The following is a 25,575-nucleotide window of genomic DNA, read 5'->3' as shown; positions in this document are numbered from 1 at the left end:
TACCTTCTCCATTTTAACCACCAGGAGAGTGGTGGGCCGTGAAGGATTCGAACCTTCGACCAATTGGTTAAAAGCCAACTGCTCTACCAACTGAGCTAACGGCCCTTTCTGGTATTGCTTTCTGAATTCATTTGCCTAGAAGCAAATCCACCTCAGAAGTGGGGGGCCGTGAAGGATTCGAACCTTCGACCAATGTGGTAGTTAAAAGTAAAGCCAACTGCGCTCTTATGAAAAGCATCAACTGAGCTAACCTATTACTACCTTCTCCATTTTAACCACCAGGAGAGTGGTGGGCCGTGAAGGATTCGAACCTTCGACCAATTGGTTAAAAGCCAACTGCTCTACCAACTGAGCTAACGGCCCTTTCTGGTATTGCTTTCTGAATTCATTTGCCTAGAAGCAAATCCACCTCAGAAGTGGGGGGCCGTGAAGGATTCGAACCTTCGACCAATGTGGTAGTTAAAAGTAAAGCCAACTGCGCTCTTATGAAAAGCATCAACTGAGCTAACCTATTGCTACCTTCTCCATTTTAACCACCAGGAGAGTGGTGGGCCGTGAAGGATTCGAACCTTCGACCAATTGGTTAAAAGCCAACTGCTCTACCAACTGAGCTAACGGCCCTTTTCTGGTATTGCTGATATATCGAAATTAATAACTTACTATCATTAGTTAAAAGCCAACTGTCTGTTTCTACAAGAAACAGAGCTAACGGCCCTTTCTGGTATTGCTTTTCTGAATTTATTTGCCTAGAAGCAAATCCACCTCAGAAGTGGGGGGCCGTGAAGGATTCGAACCTTCGACCAATGTGGTAGTTAAAAGTAAAGCCAACTGCGCTCTTATGAAAAGCATCAACTGAGCTAACCTATTGCTACCTTCTCCATTTTAACCACCAGGAGAGTGGTGGGCCGTGAAGGATTCGAACCTTCGACCAATTGGTTAAAAGCCAACTGCTCTACCAACTGAGCTAACGGCCCTTTCTGGTATTACACTCTGAATTTGCTTCTTCATCGCAATGAACAAGTCCACTTTCAGTTAGAGTGGTTTTGAATTTAACAGCTCAAGGATTAACTTAAGTCGCACACTTTCAAGAAGTGGTGGGCCGTGAAGGATTCGAACCTTCGACCAATGTGACAGTTAATAGTAAAGCCAACTGTGCTCTTATTAAAAACATCAACTGAAACAACCTATTACTACCTTCTCCATTTTAACCACCAGGAGAGTGGTGGGCCGTGAAGGATTCGAACCTTCGACCAATTGGTTAAAAGCCAACTGCTCTACCAACTGAGCTAACGGCCCTTACTGATATTGCACTCTGAATTTGCTTCTTCATCGCAATGAACAAGTCCACTTTCAGTTAGAGTGGTTTTGAATTTAACAGCTCAAGGATTAACTTAAGGCATACACTTTCAAGAAGTGACGGTCCGTGAAGAATTTAAACCTTCGACCAATGTGGTCTACTCCATTACAATAATAAGTAAAGCCAACGGCTCTTACTTAAAAGCATCGACTGAGCAAACCTATCTCTACCTTCTCCACCAGGAGAATGGTGGGCCGTGAAGGATTCGAACCTTCGACCAATTGGTTAAAAGCCAACTGCTCTACCAACTGAGCTAACGGCCCATCTTAGTAGCAAAATCTCTTGTCAAACGATTCGAAAACTGTTTAACTCAAGACCCTCAAGCGACTCTGCCGCTCTGAGGGCGCCTATAATACCTTTTTCATCTTCTCTTGCAAGTGCATTTCTTACATTTTTTGCTGTTTGCATGAAAAACAGTCTAAGAGTCTGTTTTTTGAATAAATAGGGATTAAAGAGCAGACAATTGCTGCTGTGCCAAGCGAGCTGCGGCGCTATTTGCGTACTCTTTAATAACTTGCTGGTAGTAAGCTTTCGCAGAAGACGCCTTCCCACCCTTTTCAGCTATCATTCCAAGCTTAACTAAACTATCAGCACGCTTATTTGAGTCTTTAAAGCGATTGACTACAGTATCAAACGCCTGCTTAGCAGGTTCAAAATCACTCTTGTTATATAAGAGTTGTCCCAGCCAATAGTTCGCGTTAGCTGCATAAGTAGAATCAGGGTACTGCTTTATGAATCCCCTGAAAGCAGGGATCGCCTCGTCATACTTTCTCTGCTTAAGCACCAGATTAACGGCATGCTCATAACTCGCTGTTTCCCCTAAAGTAGAAGAGGAAGAACTTGAGCTAGCCTGTGGTGCTGTGACAACAGGCATTTGAGCGGACTTGGCCGATAGATTTGCGATATCTTCGTAGAGTTGGCGCTGACGCTGAAGCATCTGCTCAATTTGATAACCTTGCTGCTCATTTAAGCCACGTAGGTCGAGCACTTCCTGCTGTAGCGTTTCCAAGCGTTGCTGAGTCTGGAACTCTGACTGTTGCTTTGCTTGAAGGATCCTTTCTATACGTGCAACTCTTTCTTCAGTAGAACTACCGGTAGCATCTGCCACCGGTGCAGGTGCAGCAGACGCCGCACCTATACTAAGAAGAATTGCCGTCGTTAATACGGCTCTTTTCATAGATAAACCTACCAAACCATTAGTAAACTAAAACAGCTCGGCGATTAATCGCGAAACCATCATCTGTACGAGACATATCTAATGGCTTCTCTTCACCATAGCTGACAATACTCATTTGGCTTGGCAGTACGCCCATGCCTTGTAGGTATTTTGCAACGGCCTTCGCACGTCTCTCTCCTAACGCGATATTATATTCAGGAGTACCACGCTCATCGGCATGTCCTTCGATCATCAAGCGTACGTTTGGATGCTCTACTAAATAATTACCATGGGCTTGAAGTACTTCAGCGAACTGAGCCGATACTGCGCTGCGGTCAAAATCAAAATAGATTATGTGTTCTTTACGTAGCTCCTGATACTTTAAACGTTGTTGCTCTTCAGGAGTCAAAATTGGCGCTACGCCTCCGGTTTCAACACCACCAGTAGCTAACTCACTACCTGAACCTGATGTTGAACTAGTTGCATCAGTTTCAGACTCAGAAGTAGAGCTACAAGCACTGAGTGCCATAATCGGAAGTGCAACCAACATAGCTTTAAACAGCTTATTGAGATCCATTTTAAAATCCTTAATATTTTTTATAGTTAAAATTGTTAGAGAAAAGGTGACCATGAAGGAGACTTAACCTCCCCTTGACCTGCAGGCAATCTTGCTTTGAATCGTCCGTCCGTAGAGACTGCCCCTAAAACCTGCTTACCTTGATGTGTTGTTCCATATATCACCATAGTGCCATTCGGCGCTACACTTGGTGACTCATCGAGACGCGTTGACGTGAGTACTTGCATAAAACGCGTTTCGAGATCCATTCTTGCGATATTATACTTACCGTTAGTACGGTTTACGAATATCATACTGCGACCGTCAGGAGCAATAGAACCACCTAAGTTCCACTCCCCTTCATAGGTCAGGCGCTGCACCTTGCCCGTGGCTAATGTCACCTTATAGATTTGAGGGCGACCACCTCGTTCAGAAGTGAAGATTAAAGACTTTCCATCTGGGAACCATGAGGCTTCGGTATCGATTGCATAATGGTTGGTGACGCGTTTGAGTGCTTTGGTCGCAATATCGACCACATAGATTTCAGGCTGACCATCTTTAGATAAAGTTAATGCCAACTTCTTTCCATCTGGAGAGAAGACCGGAGCACCATTAATACCATTGAAGCTGGTGACCTTACTACGAGACTGAGTATAGATGTCCTGAATAAATATTTCGGCTTTTTTATTTTCGAAGCTTACATAAGCCAACTTACGACCATCGGGAGACCAAGAAGGTGACATCAAAGGCTCAGGTGAACGTAATAACATCTGCTCATTATGACCATCATAATCAGAGATCATTAATTGGTAGGGAGACTTCTCACCATGCTTCACAACCACATAAGCAAGACGAGTTAAGAATGCGCCACGAATGCCAGTCAACTTCTCATAAACCAAATCACTGATCCTGTGACCATACTGTCTAAATTGTGCGGCAGAGATAACCGTCTCACGACTATCGATAAGATAATCATTGCTAGACTGTGGACTGGAACTTTGTTGCATTTGGGCCTTAACCAGGTCAACTAAATCGAAAGTAACCAGATATTGATCATTACCATAGGGCTTAACTGAGCCCATCACCACCGCTTCGGCGCCGATGCTTGACCAATCTTTAGCAACAAACTGAGACACATTACTAATGTTGCGCTGAGGAAGACCTAATTCATCGAGTGGATTAAACGTGCCACTACGTATAAGGTCCGACATGACAACATCGGAGATTTGCTCAGGCGCGACCCCGGTCCCTTGCCAAACAAACGGGACTACGGCGATGGGACGTGCAGCATCCACGCCTTCGGTAATAACGATATCTAACGCGGCTCTCGCTGGTGAGCTTAAAATAATCAGGCTTAAAAAGAGCCATTTCCCCAAAGTCTTCATAGGACCCCTATTAATTGAATTCCGGTTGAACAGTTAAATTAATTTCTTTGAGCTTGTTATATACGTCTGGTTCACTCGATACAGGCAGGCGCCCAGCCTTATTAATCGCAGCCTTTGTCGCACGGCATACTACAGAATCCCCGGACAGTATCTTAGTTCCTGTAACAAAACCATCATTAGCAAGGCGAATAAAGACCCTACAACTCTTTCCGCGCATCGACTCATCAACCACTAAATTCCGCTGAATGGTCGCCCTAATCATGCTGGTATAGCGCTGCACTTCACTCATCACCTGCCTGTTACGAGTTTGAGACAGTGCGGTCTGTTCAGCAGCCAAGGCATCTTGCATCATCTGCTCTTGCAGTTGGCGCTCTCTCTCCTCCGCCTTACGTTTACGATCGGCTTCCTCTTTACGCTTTCGTTCAGCCTCCGCCTTACGTTTACGCTCATCGGCGGCTTTCTTAGCTACAGCCTCTTCCTGTTTACGTTTAGCCTCTGCCTTCTTTGCCGCTTCTTCAGAAGCCTTACGTTCTTTGTCTTTCTGCTTACGTTCAGCTTCGGCCTGCTGCGCCTTCTCATTCTCTTGTTTCTGCTTTAACTGAGCCGCTTTTGCCGCTGCCAGTGCATTCTTAGTCTCTACCTCTTTCTGTTTACGCTCACGTTCTAAAGTCTTAATTTGAGCTTGTTCGCGCTCTCTTTGTTGACGAGCCTCAGTCGCTTGGCGTTCCAATTCATCCTGGCGAGCCTTCTCTTTACGAGCTGTCTCTCTTTTCTCAGCCTTTAATTTCTCGACATGCTGAGCCACCAATTTCTGATCGACCACCACAGCCTTCATCGCCGGGGCACTCATTTGAGGCTGAGGTTTCGGCTTCTCAGAGACATCCACGCCCATGATGAGGATTACTAACACGCCAATATGAATACCAGCTGAAATGATTAAAGGTAACGTAAAATCTGATTTAGCTGCCACCGACTACTCTCCAGGTGAATCTGTCATCAAACCAACCGAAGGAACGCCTGCACCTTGTAAGCTCACCATTAGCTGGATCACTTTCTCATAGGCGATGCTTCTATCGGCTTTTACCACTACAGGGCGCTCGGGTTCCAATTGAATAATGGCGCCCACACGAATCGCGACCTCTTCAAGATCTAATGTTTCCTTAGAACTTGAACTGCCCACATCCAAAAAGTAATCCCCATCGGCATCGATAGAGGCGACGATCGGCGGCTTACTGTCGGCAGGAAGCGACTCGGATGTTGCTTGAGGAAGATCCACTTTTACGCCTTGGGTAACTATTGGCGCCGTCACCATGAAGATAATAAGTAATACCAACATCACATCGATATAAGGCACCACATTTATCTCGGCAACGGGGCGCCTGCGTTTACGCTGATAGCCCTGGTGCATTAGCTTTCATCCCTGTCACTGTATGCTTGACGATGCAAAATGCTGGAAAACTCCTCCATGAAGTTCGCATAGGACATCTCAACGCTGTCCACCTGAGTCGTGAAGCGGTTATAGGCAATAACGGCCGGAATAGCGGCAAACAGACCCATTGCCGTCGCAATCAAGGCTTCGGCAATACCTGGAGCCACCATGGCTAGAGTGGCATTTTCCACCGCACCTAAGGCGATAAAAGAATTCATGATCCCCCAAACCGTGCCGAATAGACCGATATACGGACTGGTAGAGCCGATTGTGGCTAACAGAGGTAAGTTGGTTTCCAGCTTTTCCATCTCGCGAGACAAGGATACACGCATGGCGCGATAACTACCGTCCATCACCGCCCCTGGAACCTTGCTATTAAGCTTGCTTAATCTGGCATATTCTTTAAAACCGGTATGAAACAAAGTTTCTAATCCAGTATTGCTATCTTGTCTGGACGATAACTCTTTGTAGAGTTTATTGAGATCGACTCCAGACCAAAATTTATCCTCAAACTTGAGTGCATTTTGCTTTGCAGCATTCAATAAACGACGACGTTGAATGATAACTGCCCAAGAGATCACAGACAGACTCAGCAAGGTGAGCATCACAAATTTAACTAATAAACTGGCTTGTAAAAATAACCCTATAAATGAAATTTCAGCTTCCAACTTTAAACTCCTGAACTATATTTTGTGGGATGGCACGAGGTCGCATGCGCGATAGAGAGATACAGGCGACTAAGACTTTAGCCTCACAATATATTACACCCTGCTCGTCAATTAACTTTTGTTCAAACATCAAGGATGCTTTCTTCAAGTCTATGACAACCGTTTCGACGATAAGGTTCTGCTCAAATCGAGCTGCACGGCAAAAATTTAGTTCGGCCTTTTTCACTACAAAGGCGAGATCATCGGCCAGTAGAGCAGTCTGCTTGACCCCTATGGCCTTTAACCATTCGGTACGAGCTCGCTCAAAAAAATTAAGATAATTTGAATGATAAACAACGCCACTGGCATCGGTATCTTCGTAATAGACAGAAATAGGCCAACGAAACATGAATTCTACGCGCCAATCATGAAAGAAAAATAGAGGCCTACTATACCTAGACCCAATGCAATTGTGAATGCTTGCTATGCTCAGAAGCAGGTGATAATCATAAAAAATTGTTAATAAAAAAGAGGAGCCAGGCTCCTCTTTTCTTCATCATTTCACGATTACGTGATTATCAATTAACTTTTGTCGGTATTTTTAAACCGAAACTTTCAAATAGAAAGCTATAAATATCTGCAAATTCATCGATCTTCATCGATGTTGGCTTACCAGCACCATGACCCGCCTTCGACTCGATACGCATGATGATAGGCGCATCTCCCTGCTGTTTGGCCTGCATCATGGCACCAAACTTAAAGCTATGCAGCGGAACCACTCTGTCGTCATGATCGGCTGTCATCACCATAGTCGCTGGATAACTACGCTCACTCACATTATGGTATGGAGAGTAAGCCAGCAAAGCTGGAAATTGCTCAGCAACATCGGCGCTGCCATATTCACTGGTCCAAGCCCAACCTATAGTAAACTTGTGGAACCTGAGCATGTCGAGTACTCCGACTGCGGGCAACACGGCGGCAAACAACTCAGGACGCTGAGTCAGTGCTGCTCCCATCAACAAGCCACCGTTACTACGGCCATAGGCTCCAAGCTTAGTTTTATTGGTGTAGTTCTCATCGATTAAATACTCAGCCGCCGCATAGTAATCATCAAACACGTTTTGCTTTTTATCTAGCATGCCTGCCTGATGCCAACTCTCACCATACTCGGCGCCCCCCCTTAAGTTGGGTACCGCATAGATCCCGCCCATATCCATCCAAGCTATATTAGCCGGACTGAATCTTGGCGTCAGCGAAATAGCGAAGCCACCATAGGCATAGAGCAATGTCGGGTTTGCACCATTTTTCTGCATGCCTTTCTTGTATGAAATCATCATAGGTACACGAGTACCATCTTTACTGGTGTAAAAGACTTGCTCCGAAGTATAGTCATCTGGACTGAATGACACCTTTGGCTCCGCGTAAAGAGATGATTTTCCCGTCTTAAAATCAAACCTGTAGGTAGTCTTAGGTTGCACGTAGCTATTAAAAACATAATAAAAGTAGTCTTTACTGCGCTTACCGTAGGGGCCTGCCACCTTACCTTTACCAGGAAGATTAACGTCTTGGCGCTTTAACCCATTCATGCTGAAAATGGATAGTTTACCGAGCACATCATGCAAGTAACTCACTACCAAGTGATCGTTAATAATCGCGATATTGCTGATTGGATCACTCGACTCGGCAATAACAGTCTGCCAGTTAGCTTTGTCACTACGATTAACATCGATGGCAATCACTTTACCGTTCGGTGCATCGAGATCTGTCTTAAAATAGAATACCGATTTATCATTGCCCAAGAAGCTGTATTCGGCTTCAAGATCTGTGATCAACTCCACCACTTCTGAAGGCTTCTCAAGAGACTTATAGAAGAAGCGATTACGGGTATCTGTTCCTTGAGAGATAGAAAGTAGTAAATAGTCACCAGCTTCCGAGACTTCAATACCGAAACCCCAGTCTTTATTTTGCGGACGCTCATAAACAAGCGTATCGCTCACCTGCTCTGTTCCTAGTTTATGAAAATAAACCTTCTGATTGAAGTTAACATCGGCCAGCAAGTTGCCACCAGCTGGCGCATCATAACGCGCATAATACACACCGCTATTATCTTTGTTCCACACGGCTTTTGAAAATTTAATCCATTTAAGCTCGTCACCGAGTTTAGTCCCAGTTTTGACATCGACAAATTGCCACTGTTGCCAATCCGAACCCGACTTAGACACACCATAAGCTAACGTCTTTCCATCACCACTGACCGAGACTCCAGACAGAGCCACTGTACCATCACTCGATAGCGTGTTTGGATCCAATACCACTTTCTCATCTTCATTGGCACCTTTCACATAAAGCACAGATTGTGCCTGAAGACCATCGTTCCTATAAAAGAAGGTGTTGTTACCGTGCTCGAAAGGCGCGGAGACTTTTTCATAATTCCACAGCTCGGTAATACGGTCGACCACGGCTTGCTTGTTGTCTATGCCTGACAGGTATGCTTTACCCTCCGCTTGCTGGGTTTTCACCCAAGCTTGGGTTTGCTCTGTATCTTGTTCAAGAAAACGATAAGGGTCTGCAACTTGAACACCATGAATGGTTTCTATGGTATCTCCAGCAATTGCTGCGGATGAAGCTTTTTTCTCGGATTCTTGCGGAGTAGCCTGACACCCCATAAGCGCCAAGGCTAAACTCGCTATTAATAGGTGCTGCTTTTTCAATTTGTTTTTAAATATCATATTTGCTGTCCTGCTAATATTGATGGTGTTTCTTATTATCTTTTCCCTGAGCCTAAGCCCAGCATTGAAAGCCACTATACAAGTAATTATTTGCGAGGCAACGAAAGATTATTTAATGGATAATGATTGAAGGGCTAGTCATATTAATAACCCTGTAACATGGATTAGTTAAGTAACCGTCGAATTATGCAGTTAATTTGCTTAACCAAGCGGAAATCAGCTTAATCACTGCATTTATGGATCTAGATCACACTAAGCCACATTATAAATTCTAATGAAAATTAGTATTTTTTCTAGTTTGTTAGTTCAAGTGTCTGAGCCTATACTAATCTCGTTTTCAGGAAGTATCTGTTTCACAGATATGAAAACAAGAACTCTTAATTCCCGTGTCTGACACGTGAATTCATCCCTGGTTCTTATGCTTGACTTCCTTCCTTCAATTTGTTGATTGCAATATATTATTTGCAGCCCGCTTAAGTTATTAAGCGGGCTTTTTTTTGCCCAGAATTCTTTAGTTCCCCACTTATCAAAATTTCGGTAATAAAAAGCCCAGCTCAAAAGCTGGGCCTAATCGCTAACAGATAAACGGTATGCAGAATCCTTTCTTTTCATCTATTACACATTCACTACATTGGTTTACTAATCCTAATGACAACTCGTCTGTTTCTGCCTCGTTCATCTATGGTTGCATTCGAGGCAACGTGACGACGCTCCCCATGGCCAACGGTGTAGATACGGTCTTGATTGATACCCGCCGATAAGAAGAAATTCTTCACAGAATCTGCGCGCTGCTCTGAGACTTTTTGATTACTTGAGCGACCACCATAACTATCTGTATAAGCATCGATCAATACCAGCTCTACTTCAGAATCATAGGCAAGATACTCTTGCACTTTGGCAATTTGTGCTTTGGAGAAGCGAGTTAGCTCTGAACCACCAAACTCATAGGTCAATACAGTAAAAGCAATATCGTCGAAACTATAAGGCAACAATCCTGCAAGACAAGCCTTAAAATCTCTATAATTACGATTAAAATTTACCGCAGAGAGGCCAACGGCAACCTTATTAGATTGGTTATACCAATCTGCATAGTAAAAAGTAGGCTCCATGCCGCGTTCAAGCTCGGCAAGCATTGACCAGGCAGCATTGCGTGGCACTTCACCACTGAAATATTTCTGATAGGTCAGTTCGGTGATCTCTTTAGACATGATCCCCGGTCTCCAAGCCGGTGCCATACTCATCAAGGTAGCTTGAGTAACTTGATCCGGCTTAACCCACATATCTAAAGTGAAGGTCAAGTTATGGTTTTTACCTGCTGTGCTGGTAAATACCGCTTTACCATAAGCGGGAATATCATGTTCGAGACGACATATGATCGGCGTATTGCCACTCAGCTTCCACTGAGACTGATCGAGAGAGGCAACATAATGGCGCAATTCTGCTGTCGCAAAAAAAGGCACGCATAATGTTGACGCAAGCAATACTCTAAGCCACATACTCGATACTCATATTAATTCTATTACTTAATGCTATCGGCACACTTTTACAGACCTTTAGCTTATAAAGTAGCCATTCAGACATGACAGCATTAAGCGCTTCCCTCATAATAGCGGCCTGATAACTATTTGGACACTTTCAATGAGCGAAATTTGCGACGCCAATAAATTAAATCACCGTTTTAGGGGCTATTTCCCTGTAGTCATCGACGTCGAGACTGCCGGCTTCAATTCCCAAACCGATGCGTTGCTTGAAATTGCCGTCACCATGCTGAAAATGGATGATGAAGGTGTACTCAGTTTAGACAACACTCTTCATTACCACATAGAACCTTTCGAAGGGGCTAATCTGGAACCTGACGCCCTCGCCTTCAATGGCATAGATCCGACCAACCCACTTCGTGGTGCGGTTAGCGAAAAGGAAGCCTTCCTCGAGATTTTTAAAGAAGTAAAAAAGGCTCAGAAATCCGCAGGCTGTCACAGAAGTATCATAGTCGCCCACAATGCAGCCTTCGATCATGGCTTTGTTTCCAAGGCGATTGAACGCTGTGCGCTAAAACGTACGCCTTTCCATCCTTTCGCCACGTTCGATACTGCCGCACTTTCTGGTTTAGCACTGGGCCATACTGTACTCGCCAAAGCTTGTTCAATTGCAGGCATAGACTTCGATAATAGCGAAGCTCACTCGGCGCTTTACGATACTGAACGTACCGCCGAGTTATTCTGTCATATCGTCAATAAGTGGAAAGCACTAGGTGGATGGCCATTAGCGGTTAATCATGACCTTGATGCAGCAGCTGAAGAGACAAACTAGATACCAAAGCTTAACGACAAAACGGCCTCATGGCCGTTTTTTTATGTCTGCGCCCCTGACATCAGGCACAAAAAAACCGCGATAAACGCGGTTTTTTTATGCTTTAGACTACCGATAATCGATTAAGATTATAGAGAATCAGCATTATCAGTTAGGTAAGAAGCAACGCCTTCTGGGCTTGCGTCCATACCTTTGTCGCCTTTTTCCCAACCAGCAGGACAAACATCACCGTGCTCTTCGTGGAACTGAAGTGCATCGATCATACGTAGCATTTCGTCGACGTTACGACCTAGTGGAAGATCGTTAACCACTTGATGACGAACCATGCCTTCTTTGTCGATTAGGAAAGAACCACGGAAAGCAACACCAGCTTCTGGATGCTCAACGTCGTATGCTTTACAGATCTCATGCTTAACGTCAGCAACTAGAGTGTACTGAACTGGGCCTATGCCGCCTTCAGCGACTGGAGTGTTACGCCATGCGTTGTGAGTGAACTGTGAATCGATTGAAACACCAATCACTTCTACGCCACGCTTCTTGAATTCTTCAATGCGGTGATCGAAAGCGATCAGCTCAGATGGGCAAACAAAAGTGAAATCAAGTGGGTAGAAGAACACTACCGTTGGCTTGCCTTTAATCGCTTCAGCTAGGTTAAAGCTATCTACGATTTCGCCGTTACCAAGTACAGCTGCTGCAGTAAAATCAGGTGCCGGACGGCCTACTAATACGCTCATTTTATATCTCCATCTATGGATTGAAAAAACGTTTTTCGTTTTAAATCTTATGGCATTATAGGCAGTGTTTTCTTGCATACAAGCTTTTTGCGACGAATATCACCTTTATTAATTGAATCTTCATCTCTTCGTATATTAAGGCATCGCAATAGACTTATGGACACTGAGGTTATTTACAAAAAACCACCATTTATATCCACGCTAAGTTAACAAGTGCCCAGTTTTAACAGATATATCCTCTGTCTACTGGACAAGGCAAGCCTAGCTAGGCAAGAATGTCTGCCCAACTAAAGATAAGAAAGAATCTATTGATATGAACGCAGTCGTCATCGCAGTTTGCCTTATGCTAGGACTCAGTTTAGCTCGGGTAAATGTTGTAATCGCACTCACGGTAAGTGCACTAGTCGCAGGTCTGGTTGGGGGGATGAGTCTTCAACAATCGGTAGATGCTTTTAACACTGGCCTAGGTGGTGGCGCACAGATTGCGTTAAGTTACGCATTGCTTGGCGCTTTTGCCGTCGCTCTGTCACATTCGGGCTTAACCACGCTCATTTCCAGAAAGGTGATCGCCTTACTCGGCAAAGAGCAGAACGGCGCGAATATGAATCGCGTTCGTTGGATCCTATTGCTGGCTATTCTGGCTATGGCGGTTTCTTCTCAGAACCTGCTGCCAATCCACATTGCCTTTATCCCCATTCTTATTCCACCACTATTACATGTCATGTCTAAGCTAAAATTGGACAGACGTTTGGTGGCCTGTGTACTCACCTTTGGCTTAGTGACTACCTACATGATATTGCCCGTTGGCTTCGGTGGTATCTTCTTAAATGACATATTACTGGCCAACCTCAACAGCAATAACCTCAATGCCGTACGAGAGCAGATACCCACAGCCATGATGATCCCTGCAATGGGCATGATAACGGGTTTATTAGTGGCGGTATTTATCAGCTACAGAAAGCCCCGTGAATATAAAGAAGAGAAGATTCTAGCCGCCGAGCCCGAAGAGACTGTAAGCGGTCGTAATATTGCCATCGCAGCTGTAGCTGTCGCATCGACGCTCGCGGTGCAGTTAATTACAGGCTCAATGATTTTCGGCGCCTTGATAGGTTTTATTATCTTCAGCTTCTCTGGCGCACTTAAGCATGTTGCCGATCAGGATATCTTTAACCAAGGCGTGCGCATGATGGCCAACATTGGCTTTATCATGATCTCTGCAGCCGGATTTGCTGCAGTAGTCAAAGAGACTGGTGATGTGAGCAGTTTAGTCGAATCTCTGAGCACTATCATAGGTGACAATAAAGCCCTCGCCGCCTTCTTGATGTTACTCGTGGGCTTACTCATTACCATGGGTATTGGCTCATCTTTCTCTACTATCCCGATTATCGCCACTATCTATGTGCCACTGGCCATGAGTTTTGGGTTCTCAGTCACCGCCACGATTGCGCTCGTAGGTACTGCTGCGGCGCTCGGGGATGCAGGCTCGCCAGCCTCTGACTCCACATTAGGCCCCACTGCAGGTCTGAACGCCGATGGACAGCACGATCACATTAAAGACAGTGTTATCCCAACCTTTATTCACTACAACATTCCATTATTAGTGTTTGGCTGGATAGCGGCTATGGTGCTGTAGCACAAAGTTTCGAGATTCGAGATTCGAGATTCGAGATTCGAGATTCGAGATTCGAGCAAGATGAAAAACAAAAAGGAGCCACTCGGCTCCTTTTTTCAATTATAAACCAACAACATAAGCTAGCGATTAGCTTAATTTAAGTTTATATCGCAGTGTTTATGACTGCCTTTATTGAGACTACTTAGTGCCGAATATCTTATCACCAGCATCACCAAGACCTGGCAGAATGTATCCCTGCTCGTTCAGGCAATCATCGATAGAGGCCGTGTAAAGCTCAACGTCTGGGTGAGCCTTCTCTAATGCTGCAACCCCTTCAGGCGCTGCAACTAAAACCAAGGCTTTAATCGCAGTACAACCACGGTCTTTTAACAGATCGATAGTTGATATCATTGAACCACCTGTCGCCAGCATAGGGTCTACAACCAATGCGATACGAGAAGGCATGTCGCTGGCAAGCTTTTCAAAGTAAGGTACAGGCTGAAGCGTCTCTTCATCGCGGTACATACCAACAACTGAGATGCGTGCACTCGGAATATTTTCAAGTACACCGTCCATCATACCAAGGCCTGCACGAAGAATCGGCACAACTGTGACCTTCTTGCCTTTAATCTGTTCCACTTGAACCGGACCATTCCAACCTTCAATGGTGACAGTTTCGGTATCAAAATCAGCAGTCGCTTCGTAGGTCAGCAGGCTACCCACTTCCGCAGCTAACTCACGGAAACGCTTAGTGCTAATATCACCTTCGCGCATTAAGCCTATTTTATGACGTACTAATGGGTGTTTAACCTCGACAACTTTCATTTTTTTCTCCTGATTTTTAGCATCGTGACAAGCAAATTAACGAGATTTTAGTTTATTTGTCCGCAATGGAAAACATAAAGTTTTAAAAACACGATAAATCGTGAGCTATGTCCGCTGTAAATAGCGAAATCTTCGCTTTCGAGGCCTGTCACAAACTGGTAGAATAGCGCCGCATAAAATCCAATAATCATTCTGTACCCGAGAGGATCTTCGTGAGCACTCCTACACAGCTTAGCTATAAAGATGCAGGTGTCGATATCGACGCCGGAAATGCACTAGTCGATAATATTAAAACTGCCGTGAAACGTACCCACCGTCCAGAAGTTATGGGCAACTTAGGTGGATTCGGCGCTCTTTGTGAGCTTCCGACTAAGTACAAACACCCAGTGCTTGTTTCTGGTACCGATGGTGTTGGCACCAAGTTAAGATTGGCAATCGACTTTAAGAAGCACGACACTGTCGGTATCGACCTTGTCGCCATGTGCTCTAACGATTTAATCGTTTCAGGCGCCGAGCCACTTTTCTTCCTCGATTACTATGCAACGGGCAAGCTAGACGTTGATGCTGCCACTGCAGTCGTAAAAGGCATTGCCGAAGGCTGTGTACAGTCAGGCTGTGCACTTATCGGTGGTGAAACAGCCGAGATGCCAGGCATGTATGAAGGTGATGATTATGATCTAGCCGGCTTCTGTGTCGGTGTTGTAGAAAAAGCAGACATCATCGACGGCACTAAAGTCGTTGCCGGTGACTCACTCATCGCCCTAGCCTCAAGCGGTCCTCACTCAAACGGTTTTTCATTAATCCGTAAGGTACTCGAAGTCAGCAAGGCTAACCCTCAAGATGATCTTGAAGGCAAGCCACTGATAGACCACCTGCTTGAGCCGACAAAAATCTACGTGAAATCACTGCTTAAGTTACTCGAACAAACCGATGTACACGCTATGGCACACATCACAGGCGGTGGATTCTGGGAAAACATCCCACGCGTCCTTCCTGATGACTGTAAAGCCGTTGTTAAAGGTGATTCATGGCAGTGGCCAAGCATCTTCAACTGGATGATGGAAAACGGTAACATTTCTGAATTCGAGATGTATCGTACCTTCAACTGTGGGGTGGGTATGGTTGTCGCACTGCCATCTGAAAAAGTTGAAGCAGCACTTGAGCTTCTAAATGCTGAAGGCGAGCAAGCTTGGCTAATCGGTGACATAGCTAAGCGCAGTGGTGACGAAGAGCAAGTGGAGATCCTGTAATGTCCTCAAGCTGTCGCGTTTTAGTATTAATCTCAGGTAATGGTAGCAACTTGCAGGCGATCATCGATGATTGTGATGATCACCTCGAAGCTGAAATCGTCGGTGTTATCAGTAACAAGCCCGATGCTTACGGTCTTATCCGTGCTCACCAGAGCGAGATTGATACTAGCTGTGTGATTGTTCGAAAGGATGAAGCAAGATCTGAATATGACGCTCGATTAAAGCTTGCCATAGACAGATATCAGCCAAATCTGATTGTCTTAGCCGGCTTTATGCGGATATTAAGCGATGAATTTGTACAAGGTTTCGAAGGACGAATGATCAATATTCACCCTTCTCTTCTGCCTAAGTACACAGGGCTTAATACCCACCAGCGTGCTATCGATGCTAAAGACACCGAACATGGCGCCAGCGTACACTTTGTGACGCCGGAGCTAGACTCGGGTCCTGTCATTTTGCAGGCTAAGGTGCCTGTCTATGATGAAGATACCGCCGATACCTTAGCTGAGAAAGTTCATCAGCAAGAGCATGCTATCTATCCTATGGTCGTTAAATGGTTTAGCCAGAATCGACTCGAGATGAAAGATGGTCAGGCATTTCTCGACAGTAAAGCACTCGAAAACATGGGCTACGCTGCGGACTAATAAGCTTCCACAGACAAATCGATAATATAAAGGCGTTGAATTTGATTCAGCGCCTTTTTTATTGCGTCGACAAGGTACTAGATAAGTCGACCGATTCTCCTCCATAAACTCATCATTACCATTAGATTCATGTATATATTGATGTTAATGTTACCTGTAACATTATAGTGAGAACATGTATGAGCGCAGCACAAAAAACCAGGCCAACCCTTCAGAATATTGCCGACAAAATCGGCATCACTAAGATGACGGTTTCACGCTACCTGCGCGACCCTAATTCTGTTGCAAAAAATACCCGAGCCAAGATTGCCAAGGAGATAGAAGCCACAGGCTATATTCAAAACCGCGCTCCTGCCATGTTGTCCAAATCATCTAGCAAGGCCATAGGCATTTTACTGCCTTCACTATCAAATCAAGTTTTCGCGCGCTTTACTCAGGGAATAGAAGAGGTCACTAAAGCTCATGGCTATGAAACGCTCATCGCCCACTTTGGCTACAGTGAAATAGAAGAAGAAAATAAGGTCGCCTCCCTGCTCTCTTATCAGGTTGATGGGCTCATACTCACGGAAACTTCACACACAAAGCGCACCTTACAGATGATACGTACAGCTGGCATACCAGTTGTTGAAGCCATGGAGCTACCTCAAACGCCCATAGATATGGCCGTAGGCTTAGATCATCAGGCAGCTGCGTATAAAGTTGTCACCCAGATGCTCAACTCTGGCAAGAAACAGATAGCCTACTTCGGTGCGCGTTTAGACAGTCGCACTAAACTCAGAATGCAAGGTTACACTCAAGCCGTAGAAGCTCAGGGACATAAACCCATTTATGTACTGACAGAGGAGCACTCAAGCTTTTCAATTGGTGCAAGTCTGCTCGAACAAGCACTCAAACAATACACAAACCTCGACGGGGCCTTTTGCACCAATGATGATATTGCCGTCGGCATCATGATCGCCGCGCAGCAAAAAGGCATCCAGGTGCCCAAGCAGTTAAGCCTAGTAGGCAATAATGCCTTAGACATAGGGACTGTGATGAGCCCAGCGCTAACCAGCATCGACTCCCCTCGCTATGAAATTGGCAGGAAAAGTGCCGAGCTGATTATCAATGCTTTGGCCGATGACCGAAGTGAACAGAAGGTGTTCGACTTAGGCTATAGCATTTCTGCGGGCTCAAGCCTGTAATGCTATAGCTAATGAGATATCCAGCTGCATCTACACTGAATATCTCACCAGAAAGGCGCGTACTCAACAACGCGGAGATCTGCTACACTCCCTTGGTTACTTTTTAATTTAAGATCAATTTGTTATGCAGCGTCCTCCACTACGTCAAGCCAAAACCATCGACAACGTTTTTAATAGCGCTTATTGGCACCTAGGTCAGCAGGATTTTACCATTAATGAAATTCGCACCAAGCTTGAGCGTAAAACCGAAAACCAAGATTGGATTGAGACCGTACTAGCCAAACTAATAGAGAACGGTTACTTAAAAAATGACTATGACTTTGCTGTACGCTATTGCGAGGTGGCCTTTAGTAATGAGCTCGGTACAGGTGCAATAAAACGTAAATTACGACTACGCGGCGTCCCTGTTACAGAGATTGATGCGGCTATAGAGCAAGTGATGGACGAGCAAAAAGTTGATGCCTTTGCTATGGCTACATCTAGACTGCTAAACAAGTTTGATAACTTTTATGGTACCAACAAAGAAAAAGTCTATGCCCAGATGACCACCAAAGGGTTTTCTCGAGTAGAAATTGATCACGCATTATCACAACATCCAGAACGTGAAACACTGCGCAGTAAACTAGCCGTAAAAGCAGACAAAATCGACTTACAAACTGAAATAATTAAACTTTTTAACAAAGGGAAAGGTGAAACCCTTATCCTGCAGGAGCTAAAACAGCGACTGATTGATGTAACCAACTTTGAAGATACCTTGTATCAATTAACGCTGACAGATGATGTCGATTTTTATCAAAGCTGTAAAAATGAGCTGGCCAAAAAGCGCTATGATTTATCGGACTATAAAGAAAAGTCGAAAGCCTATGCCTATTTATCCCGTAAAGGGTTCGGCAGTGATGAAATAAAAGAAGCAATGAACCCGGATGATGACATCTAGAAAAAAAAAATAACTGATACACCCTACTTTTCTCCTTGTACTAGTGCAGTTCAATATTAAAAAACATCAAGGGAGCTTCGACTGACAATCATGGGGGTCTTGGTTGTTGGTTGATAACTAGCCTAGCCAGCTTGAAACCCTGCTTCCTATGGATGCTTTAGGCCCTTCTCAAGTGTGTAGCGAGCGCTTCAATGATGTTATTAAGCCTCCTAGAATTAATGCCCTGAATTTACCGGTTGATTATCTGCATGGGTATGATTTAGCGCTAAACAATAACCAGACTAAAATTGAACTAAATATTGATATGATGTCAGGTCCGCTTAACCTTTACTGTATTACGTTAGAGAATGTTTAATATGGATAAATTAATCTAGCTAAATGCCGAAAATTAGTAAATAACACTCAAAAATAGATAACAGCTCAGTACAACAACCAACCACAACACCATACTCCCCAGCGGATAGCCCCTTAATAGTAAATCAGTCAACAGGCTATATTTTTTTGACATAAAAACAAAATTACTCTCTATTTTATTGATAACTCGCTGACGTAATTTTTTGTCCATCTTCCAAATAGTTGCAAATATTGATCTCAATATCGTCGGGAAAAACCGTCGATAAACCCAATCGAAATCCAAATTGGTAGAGGGTCGTTCTGGCGGGTAAATTCCTCTCAGGTTCAGCCAAACAAAAGCTAATGCAGAAAAAAATAATAATTGAGTTTGTGCCAGTACATGGGTGGCATCGTAGGGGTTATAGCCAGTCTCGTATGGTAATAGTGAATACAAAGCTGCAGGATAAATACCTATAGCGATACACAAGCCAGCTGCTATCAGCATCGCCATTATCATATTGTTGGAAGGGTCGCTGGTACGAATGCCAGAGTCATGAGCAAAAAAGGCAAAGTAGGGGATTTTAATACCTGCATGGTGAAATACACCTGCAGAGGCAAACAAAAGTATTAACCATATCCAATCATAGCCGTTTTCTAAGGCTGCTGACATCACCATTGACTTGCTCACAAAACCGTTAAAAAGTGGAAATGCCGAGATAGATGCTGCACCGACCATGCATAATACTGTGGTTTTGGGCATAGATTTATAAAGCCCACCTAGCTCTGAGCCATTAATGCGACCAGTCTTATGCAATACCGCTCCCATAGACATAAATAAAAGGCCTTTAAAAATAACATCATTGAATGCATGTGAGACGGCGCCGTTGATAGCCAACGCCGTACCAATACCAATTCCGACCACCATAAAACCTAACTGGTTGATCAGGCTATAGGCTAATACTCGGCGTAAGTCATTTTCAATTACAGCAAAGAAAATAGGAAAACAGGTCATAACCGCACCGATATAGACCAATAACTCAGTCCCTGGGTAGCCTCTAGCCAATGCGTACACTGCAACTTTTGTGGTAAAAGCGCTAAGAAAAACAGTACCAGTCACTGTTGCTTCGGGATAGGCATCGGTAAGCCAATTGTGTGCCAAAGGAAAAGCACATTTAATCCCAAAGGCGATAAATATTAGCCAGCCAGCAATACCATCCAAGCCAAGATAAGTAAACTCAAGCGTTGCATTGTCAGCAAAATAAAAGACGGCACCAATTAACAGAAGTACGCCAGACAAGACCTGAATGATTAAATAACGCATGGCGGCTGCATAAGATCGTCGCGTTCTACGTGCCAAAATAAGAAACACCGAAGTAAAGGCTAGCAACTCCCAAAAAACAAATAAGGTGATCAAGTCACCAGCAAAAACAGCGCCCAAACCGCTACCGGCATACATCATAGCGGCGACTTGTTGACTAGTGTCTCGTACATGCAGAGAATATATAATGGCGATAAAGGCTGCGATATGAAAAATATAACCAAACATCAGGCTCAATTTATCCACTCGATAAGGGAGCAGTTCAAAGCTCAGAAAGGTAAATTGAAGATGGATACCTTCAGGCACTGTCCATAGTTGCAGCATACTAATGACCGGGATAATGGTCATTATCACAGCACGCAAAAAACCCCGCGTTGCTAATGCAATTAATGCACTAATAAAAAATGGTACAAATGGAGGTATTTCAAGCATCCACATCATGCCCCTCCTCTTTTGCCCTGTGCTGGCTTAAGTCTTGCCTCTCTCCCTTACTTTTTGGTTTATAATCAATACCTTCATCATTATAGTAATCTTGCCCACGCATTAAAAAACGGCGCATCCAACTGGCGACTAATACCAGAGCTACGCATCCCAAGAAACCATAAATAGGATAAAAAGCCCATAGACGCTCCCAGTGATGACTCACATGACGATGAATAACAAAATCTAAAATCAGCAACAGCGCACAACAAACATAAAGGCAATTTAATAGTCGCTTGACATTTTTAACCTCATCAAAGATGTGCTTTTTTTTACTTTCCACCTGCAACTCCTTAGGGCTCCAAAATGGACCTTGCCAAGTCGAATATAGGTTGCGGATAAATAAACAACAATAAACAACCAACTGTAGTTATACCTATAGCGATAAGTGCAGCTGGCGGCGCTTCTTTTAATTGAAAAGTACTTAACGTGTTACGTGAATCAAGCTGCTGATGAGATAAAGAGTGAGAGAAAAAAGCGTTAAAAGGTATAGGTAATAGATAGGCGATATTCATCAAAGAGCTCAGCAACAATACCAGCATTAAAATAAACTGCTCAGATTCCACCGCCCCCAGCAGCAAGTACCACTTGCTCCAACTTCCGCCAGTAGGTGGTACACCAATGATACTAAGACTGGCAATAAAAAAAGCTGCCATAGTGAGTGGCATCTGTTTTCCAAGGCCGTGCATTTCACTGACATTTGATTTTTGTGTCGTGACTAGTATTGCGCCTGCGCAGAAAAATAGCGTGATTTTGCCAAAGGCATGCATAACAATATGCATGGCACTACCAACCACCCCTGATGATGTCGCTATCAGCGCCCCGATAGTGACATAGCCCAATTGACTGATCGTTGAATATGCCAATCTTGCTTTTAAGTTATCTTGACGCATTGCGATGATAGAGGCGATAAAAACGGTAACACCCACAATGTAAAGTAGAAACTGAGTTGAGGGCAAAATAGCTAACAAGTCCAAGCCAAAAATGAGCACACAGACTTTCAATACTGCAAATACACCGGCTTTGACGACAGCAACGGCATGAAGTAATGCACTCACAGGTGTTGGTGCAACCATAGCTGCTGGTAGCCATAGATGAAAAGGCATGATTGCGGCTTTGCCTATTCCAAATATAAATAGCACTAACACCCCACCCGCTAGCAGCTTATTGACACTAGGGTCAAAGACCCCACCATGAGTAAAATCGAGCGTTCCAGCCACCAGCCAGGTACAGACAATTGCCAATAAAAAAAAGACTATTGAGGTGCTTAACAAAAGCCCCAAATAGATCCTCCCTGCTTTTTTCGCATTCTCAGTCCCCGAATGTGACACTAATGGATAAGTTGATAAAGTTAACAATTCATAGAAAATAAACAGAGTGAATAAGTTGGCAGCAAAGGCTACTCCCATTACCGTCCCAATAGCGACAGAAAAATAACTATAGAATCGGGTTTGATTTTTCTCATGGTGACCCCGCATATAGCCAATGGAATAAATGGTTGTAATTATCCACAGGAAGCTGGTGAGCAGTGCAAATAATATCCCCAGTGGTTCTATTGAGAAACTGAGTGTTAGACCAGGCATCAACTCCCACCAAAAAACGTTGATTATCTCGCCCTTAATAATGCCCTGATATAACTTAATGACGCAATAAAGAACAACTAACCCCATAGCAATAGAAACTGCCTCACGCAGGTTAGGCTTATGGCCAGTTAGGGCTATTGGTATTGTGGCGAGCAGGGGTAATACAATGCACAGTTGCAGCATCGTCTCCAAAGACAGACTCATGGTATCACCAGCCCCTGAGCTTGAAGCAGACTTTCAGAGGCTGAATGTGCAACCTCGACGCTTAAACGTGTATCGATACCGAAATAGATATTCGCTATGACTAATAACCAGATAGGGATCAAAAAAGCCAAAGGCGCTTCATTCACTGTACTATTTGTAGAAAGGGATGGCTTAAAATATGCTGCTTCAATTATTTTCCATACATAAACAAGCGTCAACAATGACCCAATCAAAATAAGCACAGCAACTGGCCACCACCCTTTTTCTATTAGCGCACTAAGTAAATACCATTTACTCACAAATCCAACCGTCAACGGCATGCCTATTAAACTTAAACCAGCAACAAGTATCGCAGCCATAGTGAGTGGCATTTGCTGCCCTAGCCCTTGAAACTGGTTAATTTGCACACTACCAATACGGTACACCACTGCGCCTAAGGCTAAAAAAAGCGCACCTTTCATTAATGCGTGATTAAATATATGCAATAACGCGGCAGTTAGACCTGTAACGCTACTGATACTGAAGCCGATTACCATATAACCAATTTGAGCAATACTCGAATAAGCAAAGATTTGTTTAACATTAGTCTGAAAAATAGCGGCTATTGAGCCTACAAAAATCCCCAGCAGCCCCAGTGTCATAAATAGAAATTGCAGCGGTAACGTAGTAAAAGAAAAAGAGACACCAAACACCGAATAGGTAAAACGGATCAATAAATAGAACGCAACTTTTGTAGCAGTAGCGGCTAAGAAAGCCGTCACTATAGACGGTGCATAGGTATAAGCGTTTGGTAGCCAAAGATGCAATGGGAATAAAGCCAGTTTCAAACAAACGCCGGTAATAACAAAAGCAAAAGCAGTTAATACCGTTTTAGTTTGAGCGACTTCAGGCAAACGAGCAGCAAGGTCCGCCATATTTAATGTCCCTGTCATTTGGTACATAAGACCTATACCAATCAGGATAAATGTGGCGCCAATCGTCCCCAGAATTAAATATTGATAGGCAGCCCAAAGTGCGCGTCGATCCTTACCGAGGGCAATCAGTGCATAGGAAGAAAGCGAGGATATCTCAAGAAAAACAAATACGTTAAACGCATCACCAGTGACAACAACGCCCAGCATGCCAGTCAGAGATAATAAGTACAAGATATAGAAGTGGGTATGTTTTTCTGCTGGGATTTCTTTGTTAATGCTGGTTTGAGCCGCGAATAAAACTAGCGTACTCATTGCTGAAATGATCAACAATAAAAAGCCATTTAGCTTGTCAATACGATATTCTATCCCCCACGGGGCATCCCAGCCTCCCAGTTCATAAATAATGGTACCTGACATCAGCACTTGCTGTAAAAGTAAGGCGCTGACAATAAAAGATAAACCACTCACTATTAACGCAAATAACCATACTAAACGAGCACGACTTAATAACACGCACACAGGCGCTCCTATGAGCGGTACTATCACTTGCAAAATCGGCAAATGTGCTAACATCAGTATGGGTCACTTCTGGGGTCAAGTTCATCTGGTTCTGACGCTTGCTTTTTATTCTGCTCTTGAATACTTTCTTCTTCGATACTGTTATAAGCTTCTTTAATACGGATCGTCAAAGCGAGCGCTAGAGCCGTAGTGGCAATGCCAACCACAATCGCTGTAAGAATTAAAACATGAGGAAGCGGGTTAGCGTATTGGCTAACGTTAGCCATTAAGATCGGGGCGGTACCTCCGTCCACCTTAGCCATACTTATATAAAAAATAAAAACTGAGGTTTGGAAAATGGTTAAACCGACAATTTTTTTGATTAAGTTGCCGTGAGCAATGACGATATAAAGCCCTATCATCATTAAAACGACAACAATCCAATGATTAAATAGACCCATCAACATAACACTCCCCCTCTTACCTTTGTTTGAAGCTTAAGTATCCTTATTTTTCTGAAGTACTTTTTTGAAGTTCTTTTCTGCCTGCAAAGTTGAAAAAGATGGTGATCATGACTGACGCAACAGTAATACCAACTCCCAGCTCAATAAATAAAATACCCAAATGTTGACCACTAATTGGATTGGAAGCTAACACATTGTAATCAAGGAAGTTCCCTCCATTTAATAAAGATACAAGTCCAACACTGCCATATAATAGAACCCCAAAAGCAGCAACTAATTGGCTCACGGTTTGATTTATGACACGACGTGCACTCGTTAAACCGAATAGCAAGGTATATAAAATAATAGCCGCAGCAAAAATCACCCCGGCCTGAAATCCACCTCCAGGACCATAATCTCCATGAAACTGTACATACAGTGCAAATAACATGATAAATGGGAGCATCATTTTGCTTACAATACGTAAAATGAGTTGTTGTTTATGCATCGAGTCATTTATTGCAACCATTGGTTTCTTCTCGCCTCGACCACCAACAGTCATCAACAGAGCTGATACCCCCACACCAGCAGTAAAAATAACAACCAATTCGCCAAAAGTATCAAACGCTCTATAACTTGCGAGCACCGCTGTGACCACATTAACAACACCGACTTCTTGCATCGAATCGTTAAGATATCTTGGCGCAATGTGAATATGAATGGGCGCATCTCCCGCCCCCATATAAGGCATATCTAGAGTGCCGTAAATCAACATACCGCCTGTGAGCATAACCACAAGTAATGCCCCAAATGGTCTATTGCGAACGGGATGCTCAGAGCGCTGGGTCAAACTAATCACCACTAACATCAATAATGTGGAGATCCCTGCGCCGACAGATGCCTCTGTAAATGCCACATCGACTGCATCCATCACGACAAAAAAACTCGCAGAGACTAGACCATATATCCCTGTTAACATGACTACAGCAAACAGATCTTTCAGGCGCGCTACCTCGATTGCAATAACAACAAGTAATGCCAATAAAA

At 44.0% G+C, this 25,575-nt stretch carries 23 protein-coding genes and 9 tRNA genes; 6 read left to right on the top strand and 26 right to left on the bottom strand.

Going from position 1 to position 25,575, the window contains the following annotated elements; translation table 11 throughout:
- Positions 1–29: 29 nt before the first annotated feature.
- From sps_RS02550 to sps_RS02480, 18 genes are all read right to left on the bottom strand, one after another.
- Positions 30–105: transfer RNA gene (locus tag sps_RS02550), tRNA-Lys, on the bottom strand.
- 54 nt (positions 106–159) lie between these two features.
- Positions 160–252: transfer RNA gene (locus sps_RS27970), tRNA-Ser, on the bottom strand.
- 35 nt (positions 253–287) lie between these two features.
- A tRNA-Lys gene (locus sps_RS02545) sits at positions 288–363 on the bottom strand.
- A gap of 54 nt (positions 364–417) precedes the next feature.
- Positions 418–510 (bottom strand) — tRNA-Ser (locus tag sps_RS27965).
- 35 nt (positions 511–545) lie between these two features.
- Positions 546–621, bottom strand: a tRNA-Lys gene (locus sps_RS02540).
- A 149-nt stretch (positions 622–770) separates the two neighbouring features.
- Positions 771–863, bottom strand: a tRNA-Ser gene (locus tag sps_RS27960).
- 35 nt (positions 864–898) lie between these two features.
- Positions 899–974, bottom strand: a tRNA-Lys gene (locus sps_RS02535).
- A gap of 246 nt (positions 975–1,220) precedes the next feature.
- A tRNA-Lys gene (locus sps_RS02530) sits at positions 1,221–1,296 on the bottom strand.
- Between the two features lie 248 nt (positions 1,297–1,544).
- Positions 1,545–1,620, bottom strand: a tRNA-Lys gene (locus sps_RS02525).
- A gap of 185 nt (positions 1,621–1,805) precedes the next feature.
- A complete protein-coding gene (ybgF, locus tag sps_RS02520; RefSeq protein ID WP_077751037.1) occupies positions 1,806–2,534 on the bottom strand; it encodes a tol-pal system protein YbgF in 729 nt (242 codons plus the stop codon).
- 19 nt (positions 2,535–2,553) lie between these two features.
- On the bottom strand, positions 2,554–3,090 hold the full coding sequence (gene pal / locus sps_RS02515; RefSeq protein ID WP_077751036.1) for a peptidoglycan-associated lipoprotein Pal: 537 nt from the start codon (positions 3,088–3,090) through the stop codon (positions 2,554–2,556).
- 35 nt (positions 3,091–3,125) lie between these two features.
- A complete protein-coding gene (gene tolB, locus sps_RS02510) occupies positions 3,126–4,454 on the bottom strand; it encodes a Tol-Pal system beta propeller repeat protein TolB (protein WP_077751035.1) in 1,329 nt (442 codons plus the stop codon).
- A 10-nt stretch (positions 4,455–4,464) separates the two neighbouring features.
- Positions 4,465–5,424, bottom strand: a complete 960-nt coding sequence (gene tolA / locus sps_RS02505; protein ID WP_077751034.1) for a cell envelope integrity protein TolA — start codon at positions 5,422–5,424, stop codon at positions 4,465–4,467.
- A 3-nt stretch (positions 5,425–5,427) separates the two neighbouring features.
- Positions 5,428–5,862: a protein TolR gene (gene tolR, locus sps_RS02500; RefSeq protein ID WP_077751033.1), complete on the bottom strand. Its 435-nt coding sequence runs from the start codon at positions 5,860–5,862 to the stop codon at positions 5,428–5,430.
- Positions 5,862–6,551, bottom strand: a complete 690-nt coding sequence (gene tolQ / locus sps_RS02495) for a protein TolQ (protein WP_077751032.1) — start codon at positions 6,549–6,551, stop codon at positions 5,862–5,864. The genes tolR and tolQ overlap by 1 nt, the downstream gene beginning before the upstream one ends.
- On the bottom strand, positions 6,541–6,939 hold the full coding sequence (gene ybgC / locus sps_RS02490; protein WP_077751031.1) for a tol-pal system-associated acyl-CoA thioesterase: 399 nt from the start codon (positions 6,937–6,939) through the stop codon (positions 6,541–6,543). The genes tolQ and ybgC overlap by 11 nt, the downstream gene beginning before the upstream one ends.
- Before the next feature lie 169 nt (positions 6,940–7,108).
- Complete coding sequence (locus sps_RS02485) at positions 7,109–9,259, bottom strand: prolyl oligopeptidase family serine peptidase (protein WP_077751030.1); 2,151 nt, start codon at positions 9,257–9,259, stop codon at positions 7,109–7,111.
- Positions 9,260–9,885: 626 nt separating this feature from the next.
- Complete coding sequence (locus sps_RS02480; protein ID WP_077751029.1) at positions 9,886–10,755, bottom strand: flagellar protein MotY; 870 nt, start codon at positions 10,753–10,755, stop codon at positions 9,886–9,888.
- A 142-nt stretch (positions 10,756–10,897) separates the two neighbouring features.
- Between sps_RS02480 and rnt the strand changes: the two genes are divergently transcribed.
- The gene (gene rnt, locus sps_RS02475; RefSeq protein ID WP_077751028.1) at positions 10,898–11,569 is read left to right on the top strand and encodes a ribonuclease T; all 672 of its coding nucleotides are present in this window, start codon (positions 10,898–10,900) and stop codon (positions 11,567–11,569) included.
- Positions 11,570–11,697: 128 nt separating this feature from the next.
- On the opposite strand, the gene sps_RS02470 is transcribed toward rnt, so the two are convergent.
- The gene (locus tag sps_RS02470) at positions 11,698–12,303 is read right to left on the bottom strand and encodes a peroxiredoxin C (RefSeq protein WP_077751027.1); all 606 of its coding nucleotides are present in this window, start codon (positions 12,301–12,303) and stop codon (positions 11,698–11,700) included.
- 313 nt (positions 12,304–12,616) lie between these two features.
- Between sps_RS02470 and sps_RS02465 the strand changes: the two genes are divergently transcribed.
- Positions 12,617–13,936, top strand: coding sequence for a Na+/H+ antiporter family protein (locus tag sps_RS02465; protein ID WP_077751026.1), 1,320 nt, complete (start codon positions 12,617–12,619; stop codon positions 13,934–13,936).
- A 177-nt stretch (positions 13,937–14,113) separates the two neighbouring features.
- Here sps_RS02465 and upp read toward each other — a convergent pair whose 3' ends face one another.
- A complete protein-coding gene (gene upp, locus sps_RS02460; RefSeq protein ID WP_077751025.1) occupies positions 14,114–14,740 on the bottom strand; it encodes a uracil phosphoribosyltransferase in 627 nt (208 codons plus the stop codon).
- Between the two features lie 212 nt (positions 14,741–14,952).
- On the opposite strand from upp, the gene purM reads away from it, so the two are divergent.
- The 4 genes from purM (at position 14,953) to sps_RS02440 (ending at position 18,755) form a co-directional block, all read left to right on the top strand.
- Complete coding sequence (gene purM / locus sps_RS02455; RefSeq protein ID WP_077751024.1) at positions 14,953–15,990, top strand: phosphoribosylformylglycinamidine cyclo-ligase; 1,038 nt, start codon at positions 14,953–14,955, stop codon at positions 15,988–15,990.
- The gene (gene purN, locus sps_RS02450; RefSeq protein ID WP_077751023.1) at positions 15,990–16,634 is read left to right on the top strand and encodes a phosphoribosylglycinamide formyltransferase; all 645 of its coding nucleotides are present in this window, start codon (positions 15,990–15,992) and stop codon (positions 16,632–16,634) included. Before purM ends, purN begins: the two co-directional genes overlap by 1 nt.
- A gap of 179 nt (positions 16,635–16,813) precedes the next feature.
- Entirely contained in the window at positions 16,814–17,818 is a 1,005-nt protein-coding gene (locus tag sps_RS02445; protein ID WP_077751022.1) for a substrate-binding domain-containing protein, read from the top strand.
- A gap of 124 nt (positions 17,819–17,942) precedes the next feature.
- Positions 17,943–18,755: a RecX family transcriptional regulator gene (locus sps_RS02440; protein ID WP_077751021.1), complete on the top strand. Its 813-nt coding sequence runs from the start codon at positions 17,943–17,945 to the stop codon at positions 18,753–18,755.
- Between the two features lie 388 nt (positions 18,756–19,143).
- Here sps_RS02440 and sps_RS02430 read toward each other — a convergent pair whose 3' ends face one another.
- From sps_RS02430 to sps_RS02405, 6 genes are read right to left on the bottom strand one after another with little or no spacing between them, the layout of a single operon-like run.
- Positions 19,144–20,844 carry a Na(+)/H(+) antiporter subunit D gene (locus sps_RS02430; RefSeq protein ID WP_077751019.1) on the bottom strand — a complete coding sequence of 567 codons (1,701 nt, stop codon included), beginning with the start codon at positions 20,842–20,844 and terminating at the stop codon, positions 19,144–19,146.
- Complete coding sequence (locus sps_RS02425) at positions 20,831–21,169, bottom strand: hypothetical protein (protein ID WP_077751018.1); 339 nt, start codon at positions 21,167–21,169, stop codon at positions 20,831–20,833. Before sps_RS02425 ends, sps_RS02430 begins: the two co-directional genes overlap by 14 nt.
- Before the next feature lie 10 nt (positions 21,170–21,179).
- Positions 21,180–22,673, bottom strand: coding sequence for a monovalent cation/H+ antiporter subunit D family protein (locus sps_RS02420; RefSeq protein WP_077751017.1), 1,494 nt, complete (start codon positions 22,671–22,673; stop codon positions 21,180–21,182).
- The gene (locus tag sps_RS02415) at positions 22,670–24,100 is read right to left on the bottom strand and encodes a monovalent cation/H+ antiporter subunit D family protein (RefSeq protein WP_237157977.1); all 1,431 of its coding nucleotides are present in this window, start codon (positions 24,098–24,100) and stop codon (positions 22,670–22,672) included. Before sps_RS02415 ends, sps_RS02420 begins: the two co-directional genes overlap by 4 nt.
- Before the next feature lie 59 nt (positions 24,101–24,159).
- The gene (locus sps_RS02410) at positions 24,160–24,552 is read right to left on the bottom strand and encodes a cation:proton antiporter subunit C (protein ID WP_077751015.1); all 393 of its coding nucleotides are present in this window, start codon (positions 24,550–24,552) and stop codon (positions 24,160–24,162) included.
- 40 nt (positions 24,553–24,592) lie between these two features.
- Positions 24,593–25,570, bottom strand: a complete 978-nt coding sequence (locus sps_RS02405) for a Na(+)/H(+) antiporter subunit B (protein ID WP_237157976.1) — start codon at positions 25,568–25,570, stop codon at positions 24,593–24,595.
- Positions 25,571–25,575 lie beyond the last annotated feature (5 nt).

The organism is Shewanella psychrophila (assembly GCF_002005305.1).
GTDB classification, from domain to species: domain Bacteria; phylum Pseudomonadota; class Gammaproteobacteria; order Enterobacterales; family Shewanellaceae; genus Shewanella; species Shewanella psychrophila.
The sequence above is the reverse complement of the archived record's forward strand: the minus strand, read 5'-3'. Positions and strand labels throughout refer to the sequence as shown.